General features: G+C 71.3%; 15 protein-coding genes and 1 pseudogene. 5 read left to right on the top strand and 11 right to left on the bottom strand.

Annotation, left to right across the window (positions count from 1 at the left end; genetic code table 11):
* Window positions 1–111 precede the first annotated feature (111 nt).
* Window positions 112–1569, top strand: coding sequence for a diacylglycerol kinase family protein (locus M2271_RS37240; RefSeq protein ID WP_280891896.1), 1458 nt, complete (start codon window positions 112–114; stop codon window positions 1567–1569).
* Window positions 1562–2149 (top strand): phosphatase PAP2 family protein, encoded by a 588-nt coding sequence (locus M2271_RS37235; protein ID WP_280891895.1) that lies wholly within the window; start codon window positions 1562–1564, stop codon window positions 2147–2149. The genes M2271_RS37240 and M2271_RS37235 overlap by 8 nt, the downstream gene beginning before the upstream one ends.
* 195 nt (window positions 2150–2344) lie before the next feature.
* Here the strand turns inward: M2271_RS37235 and M2271_RS37230 are convergent.
* A pseudogene (locus tag M2271_RS37230) lies at window positions 2345–2968 on the bottom strand (MerR family transcriptional regulator); the annotation flags it as partial.
* A gap of 345 nt (window positions 2969–3313) precedes the next feature.
* On the opposite strand from M2271_RS37230, the gene M2271_RS37225 reads away from it, so the two are divergent.
* The gene (locus M2271_RS37225) at window positions 3314–4105 is read left to right on the top strand and encodes a DUF2071 domain-containing protein (RefSeq protein ID WP_280891894.1); all 792 of its coding nucleotides are present in this window, start codon (window positions 3314–3316) and stop codon (window positions 4103–4105) included.
* Here M2271_RS37225 and M2271_RS37220 read toward each other — a convergent pair.
* The 4 genes from M2271_RS37220 to ligA form a co-directional block, all read right to left on the bottom strand.
* Window positions 4096–4293, bottom strand: coding sequence for a hypothetical protein (locus M2271_RS37220; protein WP_280891893.1), 198 nt, complete (start codon window positions 4291–4293; stop codon window positions 4096–4098). The genes M2271_RS37225 and M2271_RS37220 overlap by 10 nt on opposite strands.
* 83 nt (window positions 4294–4376) lie before the next feature.
* Window positions 4377–5294, bottom strand: coding sequence for a LysR family transcriptional regulator (locus M2271_RS37215; protein ID WP_280891892.1), 918 nt, complete (start codon window positions 5292–5294; stop codon window positions 4377–4379).
* 165 nt (window positions 5295–5459) lie between these two features.
* A complete protein-coding gene (locus tag M2271_RS37210; RefSeq protein WP_280891891.1) occupies window positions 5460–7235 on the bottom strand; it encodes an FUSC family protein in 1776 nt (591 codons plus the stop codon).
* A 719-nt stretch (window positions 7236–7954) separates the two neighbouring features.
* Entirely contained in the window at window positions 7955–10066 is a 2112-nt protein-coding gene (gene ligA / locus M2271_RS37205) for an NAD-dependent DNA ligase LigA (RefSeq protein ID WP_280891890.1), read from the bottom strand.
* A gap of 284 nt (window positions 10067–10350) precedes the next feature.
* On the opposite strand from ligA, the gene M2271_RS37200 reads away from it, so the two are divergent.
* On the top strand, window positions 10351–11409 hold the full coding sequence (locus M2271_RS37200) for a right-handed parallel beta-helix repeat-containing protein (protein WP_280891889.1): 1059 nt from the start codon (window positions 10351–10353) through the stop codon (window positions 11407–11409).
* 130 nt (window positions 11410–11539) lie between these two features.
* Complete coding sequence (locus M2271_RS37195) at window positions 11540–12634, top strand: methyltransferase (protein ID WP_280891934.1); 1095 nt, start codon at window positions 11540–11542, stop codon at window positions 12632–12634.
* Here the strand turns inward: M2271_RS37195 and M2271_RS37190 are convergent.
* From M2271_RS37190 to M2271_RS37165, 6 genes are read right to left on the bottom strand one after another with little or no spacing between them, the layout of a single operon-like run.
* Window positions 12613–12936: a TcmI family type II polyketide cyclase gene (locus M2271_RS37190; RefSeq protein ID WP_280891888.1), complete on the bottom strand. Its 324-nt coding sequence runs from the start codon at window positions 12934–12936 to the stop codon at window positions 12613–12615. The genes M2271_RS37195 and M2271_RS37190 overlap by 22 nt on opposite strands.
* Before the next feature lie 21 nt (window positions 12937–12957).
* Entirely contained in the window at window positions 12958–13437 is a 480-nt protein-coding gene (locus M2271_RS37185) for an SRPBCC family protein (protein ID WP_280891887.1), read from the bottom strand.
* Window position 13438: 1 nt separating this feature from the next.
* Window positions 13439–13696, bottom strand: a complete 258-nt coding sequence (locus tag M2271_RS37180) for an acyl carrier protein (protein WP_280891886.1) — start codon at window positions 13694–13696, stop codon at window positions 13439–13441.
* 32 nt (window positions 13697–13728) lie between these two features.
* Window positions 13729–14979: a ketosynthase chain-length factor gene (locus M2271_RS37175; RefSeq protein ID WP_280891885.1), complete on the bottom strand. Its 1251-nt coding sequence runs from the start codon at window positions 14977–14979 to the stop codon at window positions 13729–13731.
* Window positions 14976–16244: a beta-ketoacyl-[acyl-carrier-protein] synthase family protein gene (locus M2271_RS37170; RefSeq protein ID WP_280891884.1), complete on the bottom strand. Its 1269-nt coding sequence runs from the start codon at window positions 16242–16244 to the stop codon at window positions 14976–14978. The genes M2271_RS37175 and M2271_RS37170 overlap by 4 nt, the downstream gene beginning before the upstream one ends.
* Window positions 16241–16702, bottom strand: coding sequence for a cupin domain-containing protein (locus tag M2271_RS37165; protein WP_280891883.1), 462 nt, complete (start codon window positions 16700–16702; stop codon window positions 16241–16243). Before M2271_RS37165 ends, M2271_RS37170 begins: the two co-directional genes overlap by 4 nt.
* Window positions 16703–16755 lie beyond the last annotated feature (53 nt).

Below are 16755 nucleotides of genomic sequence, written 5' to 3'. Positions count from 1 at the left end.
ACGTGAACGACGATGGAGGGGGAGGCAGGGCAGGGACCCGGAACACGTGGGGAGACCGATGGCGTCGTACACGCGGCACGCGGAACCTCAGGGGGAACCACCCGACGCATCATGAACGCGACCCGAACGACCGGCGAGGCCGGCCCCGCCGGCACCGACAATGCGGTCCGGGCGGCCCGGGGACTGGCCCGGCTCGCCCTGCTGTGCGTCGCCGGCGCCGTCGCAGCCGTGGTTGTCGGCGCCGGATCAGGCCGATGGCTGATCCTGCTGCTGGGCCTCGCCGGACTCGCCGTGACCGGCGCGGGCCTCTGGTGGGCGCTGGCCCACCGAAGAGCCGCCCGCCTGCTGGGCGCCCTGCTGGCGCTGGCCGCACCTGTCTGCGTCCTCGTGCTGTACGCCGTCTCGGGTCTGTGGGCGGTGGCGGTGACGGCGCTCGCCTTGTGGGGCGCGGGGCTGGCCTGTGCCAGAAGCGCGCTGCGCCGCCTGCGCAAGCCGCACGGCATGCACACCCGGTCGGCCCGGCCGCCCCGCCGCGCGGTACTGATCATGAACCCGCGCTCCGGGGGCGGCAAGGTCGGCCAGTACGGTCTCGTGGAGCGGGCCGAGGCGCTGGGCGCCCGCGTGGTGCTGCTCGACCTGGACACCGATCCGGATCCGGTGGCCCTGGCGCGGCGGGCCGTGGCCGAGGGCGCCGACCTGCTCGGCGTGGCCGGCGGCGACGGCACGCAGGCACTGGTGGCGGGAGTGGCCGCCGAGCACGGTCTGCCTTTCCTCGTCGTGGCCGCCGGGACCCGTAACCACTTCGCGATGGACCTCGGCCTGGACCGTGACGACCCGGCCACCGGCCTGGACGCCCTGACGGACGGTGTGGAACTCCGCGTCGACCTGGGCGACGTGGCCGGGCAGCCGTTCGTCAACACCGTCTCGTTCGGGGCGTACGCGGAGATCGTGCAGAGCCCCGACTACCGGGACGCCAAGGCGGCCACCGCACTCGACCACCTGCCGGACCTGCTGGTCGGCGACGCCGCCACCCCGTTGGACGTCCGGACGGACGACGAGCGGCTGACCGCCCCGCAGACACTGCTGGTGAGCAACAACGCCTACGCCCGGGCCGACCCCCTGGGCGGCGGACGAAGACCGCGACTCGACGGAGGCACTCTCGGTGTGATCGCGGTCCGCGTGGACGGCCCGGCGCAGGCCGCCGAACTGGCGTTGCGGGGCGAACGCGCCAGCAGTATCACCGCGCTGACGTCGCGGCGCGTGGTCGTCGAGGCCGACGCGGAGCTCATCCCGGTCGCCGTCGACGGAGAAGCGCTCACCTTGCCTCCGCCGGTCGTGTGCACCGTGCGGCCCGGCGTCCTTCGGGTGCGGGTGCCCAGACAACGTCCCGGCGCCCCGTACGTCGCACCGTCCGTGGACTGGCAGCGCATCGTCCGCCTCGCCCTCGGCCGGGCATCCCTCCCCTTCCACGAGAACATCCACCACGAGAACGTTCACCACAAGAACGCCGACCACAGGAACGTCCACCACAAGAACGTCGACAAGAACCAGGAGCAGAGCGATGCTTGACCGCCCGTCGCACCGCCCGTCGCCGGAACACCGGGCCCGGCGAGACCTGATGCGTGATCTCGCCGCCCTCGACCAGGCGCTCTACGAGGCCGTCACGGTCACCAGGACACCCGCACTGGACTCCGCCCTGCGGCGGCTGTCCGCGGCGGCGGACCACTCCAAGATCTCCTTCGTGACCGCCGGGCTCCTGGCACTGTTCCCCGGCCGGCCACGCCGAGCCGCGGTGCTCGGTCTCGCGGCCGTCGGTGTCGCCTCGACGACCGCGAACCTGCTCGGCAAGCGCCTCGTCCGGCGTCCGCGTCCCCACCGCGCCGAGGACTCGCCGTTCCCCGGGCGGCATGTGCCGATGCCGGCCTCCGCGTCCTTCCCTTCGGGTCACACGGCCTCGGCTGTCGCCTTCGCCGCGGCGGTCGGGCCGGCCTTCCCGGTCGCCACGGTTCCGCTCGGCCTGCTGGCCTGCGCGGTGGGCTACTCGCGGATCCACACCGGCGTGCACTACCCGGGCGACGTCATCGCCGGCGCGCTCCTGGGAACGGGCGCGGCGGCCGCGGTCCTCGCCGCCGCCCGCTGGGACGACTGAGAGGCAGCGCGTTCGGCGCGCACCGCGAACACCGCCATGGACCAGAGGCCGTCGCGGTCAGGCGGTGACGGCGACGGCGCTGCGCAGCCCGGCGTGGGTGGGTCCGGTGGCTCGGATCGGCATGCGGTTACCCGCCGGCCGGTTTCACCGTGACCCGGCCAGGGGTCAGGGATCGAGAGACCGACGGTAGCCGACGTCGACGCGCACCAGCGCGCTGCGGCGGATCTCGGAGACCGCGGCCCGCAGCTGCTCGCCGTCGATCGTGGCCGCCCACGTCGTGGCGGGTGGCTCGGGCGGCACCAAGGTGCGTGTGGAAAGCCGGTAACGGTCGGTCGCGGTCAGCGTGACCGCTTCCCGGGTCGCCTCGACGCGCAGAGCACCGAGCACCGGCATGTCCGGCTCGCGTGCGGTTGCGGTCAGGACCTGTTCGACCGCGTCAGCCAGCACAGGACCCTTCAACGTGGCAATCGGCAGACGTCGTACGTCCGCGAGTGATGCCTTGATGTGAACGGCCCTGTGCTGCGCCGTCACCGCGTCTTCGAGGACCTGTGCGACGTGCTCGTCGATCAGCCGTGCCGCTTCATCAGGTCCGGCGTCGAGGGCGGCCTCGACAGCGGTGAGAGGCATGGCGATCTCACGGAGCCGGCGAAGGGCGGTTGCCCGCGCCACCTGGTCAGCGGTGTAGTAGCGGTAGCCCGAGACCGGGTCGACCTCGGCGGGACGCAGCAGCCCGGAGTCGGCGTAGAACCGCAGCGCGCTCGAGGTCAGACCACTGCGTTGGGCGAAGACGCCGATCGGCATCAGCTCGGAATGTGGCACCCCGCCATCATTGAGCTTCAACCAACTCGAAGGTCAACCAACTCGAAGGTCAACCGCTCGAAGGCACCCCATGAAGGCACCTCATGAAGGCACCTCATGAAGGCACCCCACGAAGGAACTCCCACGAACGCAACCCCCACGAAGGTCAACACCGACCGGTGGCGCCACCACCACCCGGCAGTGGCTCACGCCGTGTGCTGGTAAGCGGAACTGGTGAGGTGGCCCGTCGTCCGGGTGGGACACCGAGCGGGCCGGTGGAGGACGCCTACGGTCGTGCAGCCCGGGCAGGCCGACTGTGACGGCGCTGGTGGTGGGGAGTGATGCGCCGCCTGTGATACTGGAGCGGTGACGTCACTCTCCCCACCGCAGTCGTCGACACCGGATGAGCCCGTCACCGGGGACGCGCCCCACCGGATCCGGCGCCCGCTCCTCACCCAGTCCTGGCTGGATGCGACGTTCCTGCACTGGCCCGCGGATCCGGCCGACGTGGCCGGCGCGCTGCCGCCGGGAATCGTGCCCGACACCGTGGACGGCGTCACCTACGTGGGCCTGGTGGCCTTCCGGGTACACCGTTCCGGCTGGCTCGGTCTGCCCCCGGTGCCGTATCTCGGCAGCTTCCCCGAGACCAACATCCGCCTCTACACGGTGGACGCACACGGGCGTCGGGGGGTCGTCTTCCGTTCGCTGGACGCCTCCCGCCTCCTGCCCGTCGCGGTGGGGCGTGTCGGCTTCGGCATGCCGTACGTGTGGTCACGCATGGCTGTCGGCACCCGTGATGACACCGTCACCTACACCAGTACACGACGGTGGCCCGGTCCGCGCGGCGTCCGCAGCCGTATCTCCGTACGGGTGGGCGAACCCATAGCGCGGCCCACCGAGTTGGACCATTTCCTGACCGCCCGCTGGGGCCTGCACAGCACCCTCTTCGGCCGGCCGGTATACGTACCCAACAGCCACCCGCGCTGGCCCCTGCACCAGGCCGAGCTCCTCGCCTGCGACGAAGACCTGGTGGCGGCGGCCGGCCTGCCCACGCCGGCCGGTGAGCCGGTGAGTGTCCTGTACTCACCCGGCGTCCCGGCCCGCTTCGCCCGCCCTGCCGGTACCCCGCAACGGAAGAACCGTCGGCCTCAGTCCTGACCAGGGGGAGAGCCGAAGGTGAGCGGATCCACGGTGCCCGTCTGGATCACCAGGCCGTGCTGCACGCCCCCGCTGATCGTGTTGTGGACATCCACGACCTGCTGACTGCACTGGTGAGGCGCCAATTCGACGAGTACTGCCCGCAGTTCAGAAGCGGCGGCAGGATCGGCGAGCAGGGTGCGGCGCAAACGCGTACGCCGCTCCGCCTCGACATCCCCGGCGGTCCGCTCATCGCCGGACGCCCTGGCCGCCCTCAGGCGGGGCCTCGGTCTCAGGCGCGCGAGGCTGACCTCGACGCCGTGGGTGTGTCGGCCGACTTCAGGGCATGGTCGAGGAAGCGTTGGGCGATCGGCGGTACGGCGCGCGAGCCGAGCCAGGCGATTCCGATGTCCCGGGAACCGCGTACGTCGGTGATCTCCAGGTAGCGGATCGGGGACTGCGGGCTCGCCGTGGTGTCCGGCGACGAGGGGATCAGGGACACGCCCAGACCGGCGGCGACCAGGCCGCGCAAGGTCTCCACCTCCTCGCCCTCGAAGCCGACGAGTGGGGTGAAGCCCGCCTTGTGACACAGCGTCTCGGTGAGGTCGCGCAGCCCGTATCCGCGCTTGAGCAGGATGAACCGCTCCTCGGCCACCTCGGCCAGGCGGACCCGGCGGCGCCCGGCCAGCCGGTGCCGGGCGGGGACGGCCAACCGCAGGGGCTCCACCAGGAGGCGGCGCCAGGTGATCAGTGGGTGAACGGGCTCGCTGCTGGTGATGATCAGGTCGGCCGTGGTGTCGAGGAGGTGCCGGACCAGGCCGACCTCACCGTCCTGACGCAGCTCGAACTGGGCCTGCGGAAACGCCTGCCGGAAGTCCGTGACCAACCGGGGTACGAGCCAGCTGCCCAGGGTGTGCAGAAAGGCCAGCGACACCACACCGGCGTCGGGGTCGACCAACTCGGCCACGGCTCGCCGACCCCGGTCGTAGCTGTCGAGCATCGTGTCGACGTGCTCCTTGAACACCCGTCCCGCCGGGGTCAGGCGCAGGACGCGTCCGACGCGTTGGAAGAGTTCCGCGCCGACCTCGTCCTCCAGTCGGTTCAGGGCCCGTGACAGGGCGGGTTGGGTGACCTGGGCGTCCGCCGCGGCCTCGGTCACCGTCGTCCCCTGCGCCACGGCCTGGAAGGAGCGCAGTACCTGAAGATCCATACGGTCATTCTCCTCCCTCATGGATGAGGCGGGATCCAGACTGCAGCAACATGGGTCACGGACGGCCGGGCGGCCGGGCGGGCAGGCAGGCGGGCAGGCAGGGATGTCCTGTCTGTCTTTCTGTCTGTCTGTCTGTCTGCCTGCCCGCCCGCCGGACCGGAGTGCCTACCGCCGCGGGTGGGCCGCGCCCGCCACCACCTGCGCGGTCACCCTGTCGCAGAGCCGCTCGGCGACCGTGATCGCGTCCTCCCAGTCGGCCAGTGAGCGGCCGGGGCGCACCGGTTCACCGCGGGCGTGAGCGATCGCCCGGCGGGCCTGGGCCAGCTGGTGGTACGCGGTGCGGCGCAGTGACTGCCGCTGGGCCGGGCCCGCTTCCGGAGCGACGTCGTGGTAGCGGCGGGCGGCGGCGACGGCGGCCTCGGTCTGCGCAAGGGCGCGGTGCCCGGCGGAGTCGGGCCACACCACGAAGTGCGCGGCGAGCACCAGCGCGGAGGCCAGAGCGGTGTCCAGAATGCGCGTGCCGTACAGCGCCCGGTGGTCGCCGAGCAGGTCGAGCAGCACGAACACGACCGCGGTCAGCCCCACGGTGGCGAGCGCGTAGTGATGGCGCACGCCAACGGCCATCAGCGCCCCGAAGACGGCCACGACACCGATCACGGTGTAAGTGCCGGTGGCCGCCACCGACACCGCTCCGATCGCGGCCACGCCGACGACCGTGCCGGCCGAGCGGTGCAGCGCCCGGGTGAACACCGGGCCGAAGTCGGGCTTGTAGACGAAGGCCACCGTCATGGGGAGCCAGTAGCCGCGCGGACCGTGCAGCGCCTCGGCGAGCAGATGGGCGACGAGGACGCAGCCTGCCAGCAGGACGGCGTAGCGCAGGCGTGCCGCCCCTCCGGGCCAGGTGTGGGCCGGCAGACGCAGTGTCGGATCGGCGGCGTCCGGTTCGTCGATGCCCGCCCACAGCGCGGCCAGCGCGGACCTGCCCGGTGAGTCGGCGTCGAGGGGGCCGGGCACCGACTGTTCGGCCGCCGTCCCGGCCGGTGCGGGAGCCGAGACCTGCCCCGGCAGCAGCCGCTCGGCCAGCCGCAGCGGTACGCCGGTCAGTGCGGGTGGGAGCGGGCGGGCCTCCCAGACGAGCGCCGTCACGGCCTCGCCCAGCCGTACGGCGTGGTGGAACGCCCGGACCAGTTCTCGGACTTCCGTCTGCTGTCGTCGCCGGGTTCGCGGTGTGAGGTGGACGGCCATCACCTCGTGGGCGTGGTTGAGCGCGAGTGTCATCCGTCGGCGGGCCTCCTCGGCGTCCTGCGTACCGGCCGCGGCGAGCGCATCGCCCGCGCTCCGGTACACGGCGAGGACGGCGGCCCGCTCGACGTGGTGCCGGCGCCACAGCCACGGGGCCGCGGACAGCACCAGGACGAGGGCGACACCGGCGAGCAGGGCCAGCGGCGGCTGCCACCACGGCCCCGGCACGGGGATGCCGGTGCCGATCGTGACGCCGAGGAGCAGGTGCATGCCCGAGACGGACGCGATCCGCCCCCGCAGACTGACGGTGCCCGCGACCAGCGCGGCAGCCACCAGGCATCCGGTCACGGCCGCCGACTCCGCGCTGCGCAGGGCGAGTTCACCGGCGAGCAGTCCGAACGCACTGGACACGCCGGTCCAGCCCAGCCGTCGCACCCGTACCCGGTAGGGATCGGAGCCGTCCTGGCTCACGCCCCACAGGGCGCCGATCGCCGCGATCACGGACGGCATCACCCACCCGGTGCACACCCCGACGAACAGCGGCAGAGCCAGGGCGAAGGCGCCCCGTGCCGCCGCTGCCAGGGGCAGGGGCAGGGGCAGGGGCAGGGATACGGGTGCGAGGCGGGCGGCGGAACGCGGCCACCGCAGGCGGGACGTACGGCGCGGACGTTCCGGTCGCGCCGCTGCCGCTGGACTCATGGACCGTGTCCTTTCGCATGCCGGGCCGGAGAGCGGACAACGGGGTCAGCCCACCAGCTCGAAGAACAGCGGCAGGGGGGCGCGGGAAAGCCCGAGCGAGGCCGCCTCGGTGGTGACCGGCGCGGCGGCCTCAGTACGGCAGGTCCGCGGGCGGTCGTGCCGATGAGACCATCGACGCTGCTCCACCGGCTGCCCATGACTGCTCCTGAACGGTCGGGTACGGGACAGCGACCAGCCTGCGAGCTTCCGGATGCATGCGTCCAATGCCTGAGAATCACAGGACCCATAACCTGATGGTATTCGGGCGCCTGAACTGCGGTTTCGCCGCCGAGGCAGGAGTGTCCGACGCGGCGACTGTGACGGAAACCGCCCTCTTGTGGTCAACCCACGAGACGCGTTCTCACATCCAGGCTGTCGAGCCGTCCGGACGTACCGGCACCTTCCGGCGCCAGGTCACCCAGTCGTCGTCCTTGAGCACCGTCTCGTCGATCTCGACGCCCACCCGGGGCGGTCCGGGCGCAGCGGAAGATGCCCGTCCACCGGGACGTAGGGGTCAGGGCACCACATACGGCAAGCGCCGCCGGAGGCCGCGCGGGCCAAGGGCCGCGGGCACGGTGAGGGCGCTGGTGCCGAGGCCGTGGGCCAGGAGACTCACCGATCGGACAACTGCGGGACAGCCCGCAGGCAGGGGGAAAGCTCGCCTGCGGGCTACCCGCCACTCAGCCGATGAAGTCGGCGATGAGGGTGGCGAATTCGTCGGATGTGGCCAGGCGGATACCCAGAGTTTCGGCCTTGGCGCGTTTGGAGCCGGCTCCTTCTCCGGCAACGACCAGGGTGGTCTTCTTGGAGACGCTGGAGGAGGAGCGGCCGCCGGCGCGTTCGATGAGTTCGTTCATCTGGTTGCGGCTGAGCTTTTCCAGGGGGCCGGTCATCGCGCCGGTGACCACGACCGTCATCCCGGCCAGCGGCATCGCCGTGGCCTCCGTGGCCTTGGTGGCCTTGGTGGCCTCCGGGCTGTCGCCGTCCATGGTGTCGCCGGTCGTGGGGGAGGGTGGGGTGGCGCCGGGCTCGATCATGTTGACCCCGGCGGCGGCGAGTTTGTCGATGAGAGGGGAGAGCTCGGCGAGTTCGGCGACGATGGAGGGGGCCTTCTCGGTGCCGATGCCGTCGACCTGTTGCATGGTTTCGGCGTCGGCGGCTCGGATGGTGTCCATGGTGGCGAAGTGCCGGGCGATGCGGCGGGACATGGAACGGCCGGTGCCGCGGATCCCGAGCGCGCACGGCACCCGTGACAGCGGCCGGTCCTTGGCGGACGCGATCGCGGTGAGGAGGTTGTCGGCGCTGGTCTCACCCATTCGCTCCAGGCGCAGGAGCTGGTCGCGGGTGAGGGTGAACAGGTCGGCGAGGTCGGTGACGAGGCAGGCTTCGACGAGCTGGACGACGCGGGTGTGGCCCAGGCCCTCGATGTCGAGCTGGTCGCGGCCGACGGCGTAGGTGAGGGCGGCCACGAGGTGGCAGTTTCGGCCGTTCTCGCAGCGCCAGCGCTGTTCGCTGCTGTCGATGGCGGCGCCGCAGCGCGGGCAGGCCTCGGGGAAGGCGATGGGCTGTTCGTCGCCGGTGCGCAGGTGGGCGACGGGGGCTTCGATGCGGGGGATGACGTCGCCGGCGCGGTGGACCATGACGTGGTCGCCCAGGCGCAGGTCGCGGCGGGTGATGTCGGCCGGGTTGTGGAGGGTGGCGTAGGTGATGGTGGCGCCGTCGATCTCGACCGGCTCCAGGACGCCGCGGGGGGCGATGATGCCGGTGCGACCGACGTTCCACTCCACCTCCAGCAGCCGGGTGATCTTCTCGACGGCCGGCAGTTTGTAGGCGATTGCCCAACGCGGGGCGCGGGAGCCGGATCCGGCGGTCTGCTGGTCGGCGGCCAGGTCCGCCTTGATGACGATCCCGTCGATCCCGAACGGCAACTCGGCCCGCAGTGCGGCGATCTCCTTCACCCGGGCCAGGACCTGCTCAGCCGTACGGGCGGTGACGTCGGGCACGGCGGTTGTGGCGGTGGTGTTCACGCCGTACGCGGCGACCTGCGCCATGAGGTCGCTGTGCGCGCCCTCACCCAAGCGCGCGGCGAGCGCCGTGTCGGTGTCCGGGAGGGGTAGCAGGCCGTAGCCGAAAAAGGTCATCGGCACGGTGTAAGCGCGGTCTTTCGCGCGCAGGGTGCCCGCGGCGGCGTTGCGCGGGTTGGCGAACAGCTGCCCGCCGTGCGCCGTACGGACCTCGTTGGCGTGCTCGAACTGGGCCGTGGTCATCAGGACTTCGCCGCGCACCTCCACCGTGACCGGCTCCGCCAGCTCCGACGGCAGGCCCTCGATCGTGCCGATGGCGTGCGAGACGTCCTCCCCGGCCGTCCCGTCGCCGCGCGTGATCAACCGGCTCAGGCGGCCGCGGGTGTAACGGGCGGCTGTCGCGAGGCCGTCCAGCTTCGGCTCGACACTGAACTGCTCCGCCTGGTGGCCGATACGCCGGGCCAACGACGCGGTCCAGGCGGTGAACTCCTCCGGCGAGAACACGTTGTCCAGGCTCAGCATCGCCACCGTGTGCGGGACGTCGCCTTCCACGGCTCCGCCGGCGACTTTCCCGGTGGGGGATTCGGGCAGTACCTGGTCGGGATGCTCGGCCTCCCACGCCGCGATGCCGCGCATCAGCCGGTCGTAGGCGTCGTCGTCCAGCGACGACGTGCCGCCCGCGTAGTAGCCGGCCGACGCCTTCACCGCGTCCTCGACCGCCTGCGCGTAGGCGGCAGCATCCACGATCACTGCAACAGGTGTTGTCATGCCCGTCATCCTGCACGCCACCACTGACAACGCTCCTGCTGCCGGTGTCCGGCAAAGGGGCAGCTCCCAGCGGTTCATGTCGGCGTCCGATGCGATGGGCGAGGGGTGTCGTCCGGTGGTGCGGGGCTGTCGTTCAGGGCTTTCCCGCTGTTCTCGGCGCGGGTCCAGGTCCGGCCGAAGGCCTGGACAAGCCCGCCGCGTGCACCGCACCACGCGGCCCGTGACACGCCACCGAATGGCCCATCCAGGCCGTTTGCGCATCTCTGGGCAATATCGTGCAGAATATGAAGAAATGTCATATTGCGTACTGGGCCTGCGCCGCAGTGGTCGTCGGGGCAGGCCTCGGGGCCGCTCCGCCGAGCGCCGGTCACACGACCCACGTGGTCCGCCCGGGGGAATCGATCCAGAAGGCAGTGGACGCTGCCGCACCGGGTGACACCGTCCTCGTCTCCCCTGGGACCTTCCAGGAGAGCGTCAAGGTGAGCAAGCCCGGGCTGACCCTGCGCGGCATGGGTGCCCGCACGGTGATCAAGCCGGGCACGGACAAGGCCGCGAACAGTTGTGCCGAGCGCGGCAACGGCATCTGTGTGGTGGGGACGAAGGACGCCAACGTCGAGGGTGTCACCGTCGCTTCCCTGACCGTGACCGGCTTCACCGGTGACGGCGTGTTCGCCATGGCGACGGACGGGCTGACCGTGCGGAACGTGACCGCGGTGAAGAACGGGGTGTGGGGCATCGCCCAGGAGCAGTCGGTCCGTGGCGCGTTCCGGATGAACACCGCCCGGGACAACGGCGACGCGGGCCTGTTCCTCGCCAACACCATCACGGCAGAGCAGGGCGCCACCGACGCCCTGGGAACGGTGGTCGAACACAACCGGCTGGAGGGCAACCGGATCGGCATCACGGTGCGGCGCCTGCAGAACGTCAGCGTGCAGAGCAACCGCCTCACCGGCAACTGCGCGGCGGTGTTCGTCGTCGGTGACGAGAACAAGCCGAAGACCGGCCACCTGACCGTGCGCGACAACATCATCGAGCAGAACAACAAGTCCTGCCCGAAGACCGAACGGCTGCCCGCACTGCAGGGTTCCGGCATCGTCCTGACCGGCGCCGAGGAGACGCTGGTGACGGGAAACGAGATCACGGAAAACGTCGGCACGTCCCCGCTGTCGGGCGGCATCGTCCTGTTCAAGAGCTTCGTGGGCGTCACCAGCGAGCGGAACCGGATCAGCGACAACGTGCTGCAGGACAACTCCCCGGCGGACATCGTGAACGCGGACACCGGCGAGGGCAACATCTTCGAAGGCAACACCTGCCAGGCGTCCAAGCCCGCGGGCCTGTGCTGACCGGTCGACCGTGGTCACCCGTGGACCCGAGAAGGAAGAGAGACGGCACATGACGACCGCACAGACCGCACCCACCGCACCCACCGCACAGACCGAAGACGCCGCGCAGACCACCACCCCACCGCCGTCCATGCGGCTGAGGGAGCTCGCGTTCGGGGCGGCGTGTGCCGCAGCCCTCCGCGCGGCCGCCCGGCTGGGGGTCGCCGACTCTCTCGGCGACAGCCCCATGGCCGTGGAGGACCTCGCGGCAGCGGTGAAGACCGAACCCCGGCCGCTACGACGGTTGTTGCGGGCCCTGTCCTGCTACGGAGTCTTCGCCGAGCAGCAGGACGGGACGTTCGCGCACACCGGCATGTCCCGGCTGCTGCGCGAGGACGACCCGCACAGCCTCCGCAACATCACACTGTGGTGCACCGAGCCGTGGACCTGGGACGCGTGGCCCCAGCTGGACGAGGCGGTGCGCACCGGCCACAACGTGGTCGAGGGCCTGTACGGCAAGGAGTTCTTCACCTACCTCAACGAGGACGCCCCCGAATCGGCCGCGGTCTTCAACCGCGCGATGACGACCTCCAGCGAGCAGTCGGCGCGGGACGTCGCGGCGCTGCTCGACCTGTCGGGCAGCGCGTCGGTCGCGGACATCGGCGGCGGCCAGGGGCATGTGGTGGCGAGCCTGCTGGACAAGTACCCCTCGATGCACGGCACTCTGCTCGATCTGCCCCGCGTGGTCGAGAACGCCGTGCCGCGGCTGCGTGCGGGCGGCGATCTCGCGGACCGGGCACGGATCGTGCCCGGCGACGTCCGCGAGGCCGTCCCGGTCAAGGCCGACGTCTACGTCATCAAGAACATCCTGGAGTGGGACGACGAGAGCACCGCCCGGACCCTGCGCAATGTCATCGAGGCGGGCGGAGCCGGGTCGCGGGTCGTGGTCATCGAGAACCTGGTCGACGACACGCCCTCGATGCGGTTCAGCACCGCCATGGACCTGCTGCTGCTCCTCAACGTCGGCGGGGCCAAGCACACCACCGACAGCATGGTCAGCCGGCTGACCGAAGCGGGCCTGGTAATCGTGTTGGGCCGGCGGGACACCCCCTACCGCCACGGGTTCGACGCCCCCGCCCCGGGGTCACTGCCCCCCCGGTGGGCGGGGGCCCGCCGCGGGGGGGCCCCGGCGACCAGTGGCCGTCCACGGGGAGAACGGTGCGTTCAGCCGCGCTCCCAGACATAGAAGCGGTGCGCCATCGCGTCCTTCGGCGAGCGCCAGGTCTCGGGATCGTACGCCGTGACGTACGCCGACAGCCGCTCGCTGATGTTCCGGAACTCGGGGTGTCCGGCCGCCTTGGCGATGGCGGGCCCGGGGTCCTGGTCGGACTCGATGAGGTGCATGTACACGTCGCCGAACTGGAAGAGGCTGCGCCGGGCGACCCCGACGAGATGGGGCAGCTCTCCCCGGTCGGACTCCTCGAAGAGCTGGGCGATGTTCGGGGCCGTGCCCGGAGCCATACGGGCGACGATCAGGGCTTGGTGCATGGGGACTGTCCTCCGTCCTGCTCAGTCGGTCAGGCCCGGCGCGGACCCCTGCTCGGCGGCCGCCTTCTCGATGCGGTCCCGGATCAGGGCCATCTGGACCTTGGAGTTCCGGTTGATGTTGTCCGTCATCCAGTCGTCGTCGACCGGCGCCTCGGGCTTCATCTCGAAGTCCTGCGTCCACACCATCCGAGTGCCGCCCGGGGCCTTCTCGTACTGCCAGCGGATGTTCATGTGGGCGAAGGGCCCGGTCTCCACGCGGCGCGCCCTGACGCTGAGCATGTCGCGGTCCGTCTCCCGTTCCGATACCCAGCTCCACACCGTGCCGTTCTCGTCGGGGTGCATGGTCAGCCGGAAGGAGGTCTTGTTCCCCTCCTGGGAAAGGATCTCGACGGAGGCGTACTCGCTGAACAACTGCGTCCAGTTCGCCACGTCGTTGGTGATGTCCCAGACCAGGTCCAGCGGCGCGGCGATCGTGATCTCGTTCTGCGTGTGTCCGGCCATGTCACGCTCCCGCCAGGAGGGCACTGTTGACGAGGTCGAGGAACTGCCGGGGGCTCTTGCAACGCTCCGCGTCGGGAGGCATCGGCGTGCCGTACCGGTTCTCCAGCTCGCCCACGATGCCCAGCAGACCGAGCGAGTCGATGCCGATGACGTCGAAGCCGGAGTCGTAGCGCTCCTCCAGCTCGGCCGGGGTGACGGTGATGCCGGCGGCCTTCTTCATCAGCTCGGCCAGCTCTTCCACGGTGATGCGGTCACTCATGTGGTTCCTCTCCTTTGCTGTGCGGCGCCTCGTCAGGAGGCGCCGGTGGCACCGTGCCGCAGCACCAGCGCCGAGTTGGAGCCCATGAGCCCCCGGCTGAGGACCAGCGCCGTGCGCGCCTCGGCGGCGCGGGCACGACTGGTCACCAGGTCGAGGTCATGGCAGACGTCGAAGACGTTGGGGGTGGGCGGGATCAGGCCGTGCTCCATCGAGAGCACCGCCGCCGCGACGTCCAGCACGGGCGCCGCGCAGTAACCGCGTCCGATACCGGTCTTCGGCGCGGTGACCGGCACGCGCTTGGCGTGAGTGCCCAGCGCGTCCGCGATCGCCAGCGCCTCGGCCCGGTCCGCCTCCGGTACACCGAGGGCGTCCGCGAAGACCACGTCGATCTCCTCGGGCGCGCAGCCGGCCTCGTCCAGGGCACCGCGGATGGCCTGCGCGAGCCCTTCCCGGGACGCCTCCCAGCGGGAGGCGCCGGTGAACGTCGCCGCGTGTCCGGCCAGGACGGCCCGTACCCGCGCGCCCCGTTCCCGGGCCGCGGCCTCCTCTTCCACGACGAGCATCGCACCGCCCTCGGCGGGCACGAACCCGCAGGCCGAAGCGGTGAACGGGCGATAGGCGCGCGTCGGGTCGTCGGCGCGGCTCAGCTCCCGGTAACCGAGCTGGCAGACCACCGAGTACGGGGCGAGCGGTGCCTCGGTCGAACCGGCCACGAGGACGTCGGTGCCGCGCCGCACGGCCCGCGCCGCGTGCGCGAGCGCGTCCAGACCGCCGGCCTCGTCGGCGGCGACCACCGAGCAGGGGCCCTTGAAGCCGCGGCGGATGGAGATCTGGCCGGTGCTGGCGGCGTAGAACCAGGCAATGGACTGGTACGGCCCGACGAAGCGGCTGCCCTTTCCCCACAGCTGTTGCAACTCCCGCTGCCCGAACTCACCGCCGCCGGAACCGGCCGCGGTGACCACGCCCACGGAGAACGGCGTGTCGTCGGTGTCGGCCTGGCTGAGGCGGGCGTCGTCCAGCGCGAGGTCGGCCGCGGCCAGCGCGAAGTGCGTGAACCGGTCGGTCTGGACGAGGTAGCGTTCCTCGACCGCCGCCGTCGGCTCGAAGGCGCGGATTTCACCGGCCACCCGCAACGGCAGGTGCTCGCACCCCTCGCGGGTGACCCGGTCGAGGACGCTGATGCCTTCCTGGGTGGACTTCCAGAAGGCCTCGGTGCTGGTTCCGTTGGGCGCGACCACACCGATTCCGGTGACGGCGGCGCGCCGTGGATGCGGTTCGCTCATCGTGTCCTCTCCCTCGGCCGGCTCAGGACCACCGCGGACTGGAAGCCGCCGAACCCGCTGCCCACGGAGAGCACGCTGTTCAGTTTCCGTTCGCGCGCGACGCGCGGGACGTAGTCCAGGTCACACTCGGGGTCCGGGGTCTCGTAGTTGGCGGTGGGCGGTACCACCTGGTGGTCCAGGGCCAGCACACAGGCGACCACCTCGATCGCCCCGATCGCGCCCAGGGAGTGGCCCACCATGGATTTGATGGAACTCATGGGGGTGTCGTAGGCGTGCTGCCCCAGGGCCCGTTTCACCGCGGCGGTCTCGTGACGGTCGTTCTGCTGCGTGCCCGACCCGTGCGCGTTGACGTAGTCGATCGCCGTTCCGTCGAGCCGGGCGTGACCGAGAGCGTTCTCGATGGCCCGGGCCATCTCCACGCCCTCGGTGGTCAGACCGGTCATGTGATAGGCGTTGCCGAAGGTCGCATAGCCACTGAGCTCGCAGTACACGCGCGCGCCGCGAGCCCGGGCGTGTTCGAGCTCCTCCAGGACGAGCACCGCGCCGCCCTCGCCCATGACGAACCCGTTGCGGTCGGCGTCGAAGGGACGTGAGGCGTGCGCGGGGTCGTCGTTGCTCGAGGACGTGGCCTTGATCGCGTCGAAGCAGGCCATGGTGATCGGTGAGATCGGCGAGTCCGAGGCGCCGGCCAGGCACACGTCGGCCCTGCCCTCCTCGATCGTGTGGAAGGCGTACCCGACCGCGTCGAGCCCCGAGGTGCAGCCCGTGGAGACGGTCTGCACCGGCCCGTGCGCCTCGAACCGTTCCGCCACCGCCGAGGCGAGGGTGCTGGGCGAGAACGCGCGGTGCAGATGCGGGCCCGCCTCCTCGTGGCCCACGTCCCAGCGCTGCCCGCCGTGGCTGACCAGGACGTAGTCGTTCTCCAGCCGCGTGGTGCCGCCGACCGCGGTCCCCAGGGAGACCCCTACCCGCCAGGGGTTCTCCCGGGCGAGGTCGAGGCCGGAGTCCCGTACCGCCTCCTCCCCGGCGACCAGCGCGAACTGGATGTAGCGGTCGCACCGTGCGACGTCTTCCGCGTCCAGCCCATGGGCCGCCGGGTCGAAGTCGCACTCGGCGGCGATCCGCGAACGCAGGCTGGACGGGTCGAAGAAGGTGATGCCCCGCGTCGCCGTGCGCCCGTCCGCCAGCAGACCCCAGAACGCCGGTACGCCGATGCCGCCCGGGGCGACGACACCTATGCCGGTGACCGCTACGCGCCTGGTCATGAACCCACCTGAGATCCTGCGACCGTCCGGCCCACACCGGCGGGGGCCGCCTCCGTCGGGGCCGGGGCGGCGTCGGTCTCCTCGGTGTCGACGTGGCCGAGCGGCGGAGTCGGGGCCAGCGGGCTGAGATGGAAGACGATGCGGGCCTCCACGTTGCCGACGTTGCGGAAGCGGTGCCGCATATGGGCGGGGATCATGAGCCCCTGCTCAGGCTGCAGCGGGTGGGGGTCACCGTCGAGGTCGACCTCCAGCCGCCCGCACAGGACGTAGATGAACTCCTCGGAGTACGGGTGGTAGTGCTCGGCGATACGGTCGCCGGGCTGCACGATGGCCACGCCCATGAAACCGCTGGTGGAGCCGACCGTGGCGGGAGTGAGCAGGGCGCGCAGATCGCCGCCGCGCCGGGTGTTGGGCTCGATTTCGCCGAGCTCCACGATTCTGGGACGGTTCTTCTTCACGACGTTGCTCCGATCGTGTGCTGTGTCGACGCGGGCGCGGTGGCCGCCGCGCC

It is taken from the genome of Streptomyces sp. LBL (genome assembly GCF_029893585.1).
In the GTDB taxonomy this organism is placed as follows: Bacteria; Actinomycetota; Actinomycetes; order Streptomycetales; family Streptomycetaceae; genus Streptomyces.
This window is presented reverse-complemented; position numbering and strand designations above follow the sequence as displayed.

Excerpts from the sequence above, each read along its gene's own strand:
- M2271_RS37240 (WP_280891896.1), top strand. The coding sequence starts at position 112 with ATGAACGCGACCCGAACGACCGGCGAGGCCGGCCCCGCCGGCACCGAC.
- M2271_RS37235 (WP_280891895.1), top strand. The coding sequence starts at position 1,562 with ATGCTTGACCGCCCGTCGCACCGCCCGTCGCCGGAACACCGGGCCCGG.
- M2271_RS37215 (WP_280891892.1), bottom strand. The coding sequence starts at position 5,294 with ATGGATCTTCAGGTACTGCGCTCCTTCCAGGCCGTGGCGCAGGGGACG.
- M2271_RS37210 (WP_280891891.1), bottom strand. The coding sequence starts at position 7,235 with ATGAGTCCAGCGGCAGCGGCGCGACCGGAACGTCCGCGCCGTACGTCC.
- ligA (WP_280891890.1), bottom strand. The coding sequence starts at position 10,066 with ATGACAACACCTGTTGCAGTGATCGTGGATGCTGCCGCCTACGCGCAG.
- M2271_RS37200 (WP_280891889.1), top strand. The coding sequence starts at position 10,351 with ATGAAGAAATGTCATATTGCGTACTGGGCCTGCGCCGCAGTGGTCGTC.
- M2271_RS37195 (WP_280891934.1), top strand. The coding sequence starts at position 11,540 with ATGCGGCTGAGGGAGCTCGCGTTCGGGGCGGCGTGTGCCGCAGCCCTC.
- M2271_RS37190 (WP_280891888.1), bottom strand. The coding sequence starts at position 12,936 with ATGCACCAAGCCCTGATCGTCGCCCGTATGGCTCCGGGCACGGCCCCG.
- M2271_RS37185 (WP_280891887.1), bottom strand. The coding sequence starts at position 13,437 with ATGGCCGGACACACGCAGAACGAGATCACGATCGCCGCGCCGCTGGAC.
- M2271_RS37180 (WP_280891886.1), bottom strand. The coding sequence starts at position 13,696 with ATGAGTGACCGCATCACCGTGGAAGAGCTGGCCGAGCTGATGAAGAAG.
- M2271_RS37175 (WP_280891885.1), bottom strand. The coding sequence starts at position 14,979 with ATGAGCGAACCGCATCCACGGCGCGCCGCCGTCACCGGAATCGGTGTG.
- M2271_RS37170 (WP_280891884.1), bottom strand. The coding sequence starts at position 16,244 with ATGACCAGGCGCGTAGCGGTCACCGGCATAGGTGTCGTCGCCCCGGGC.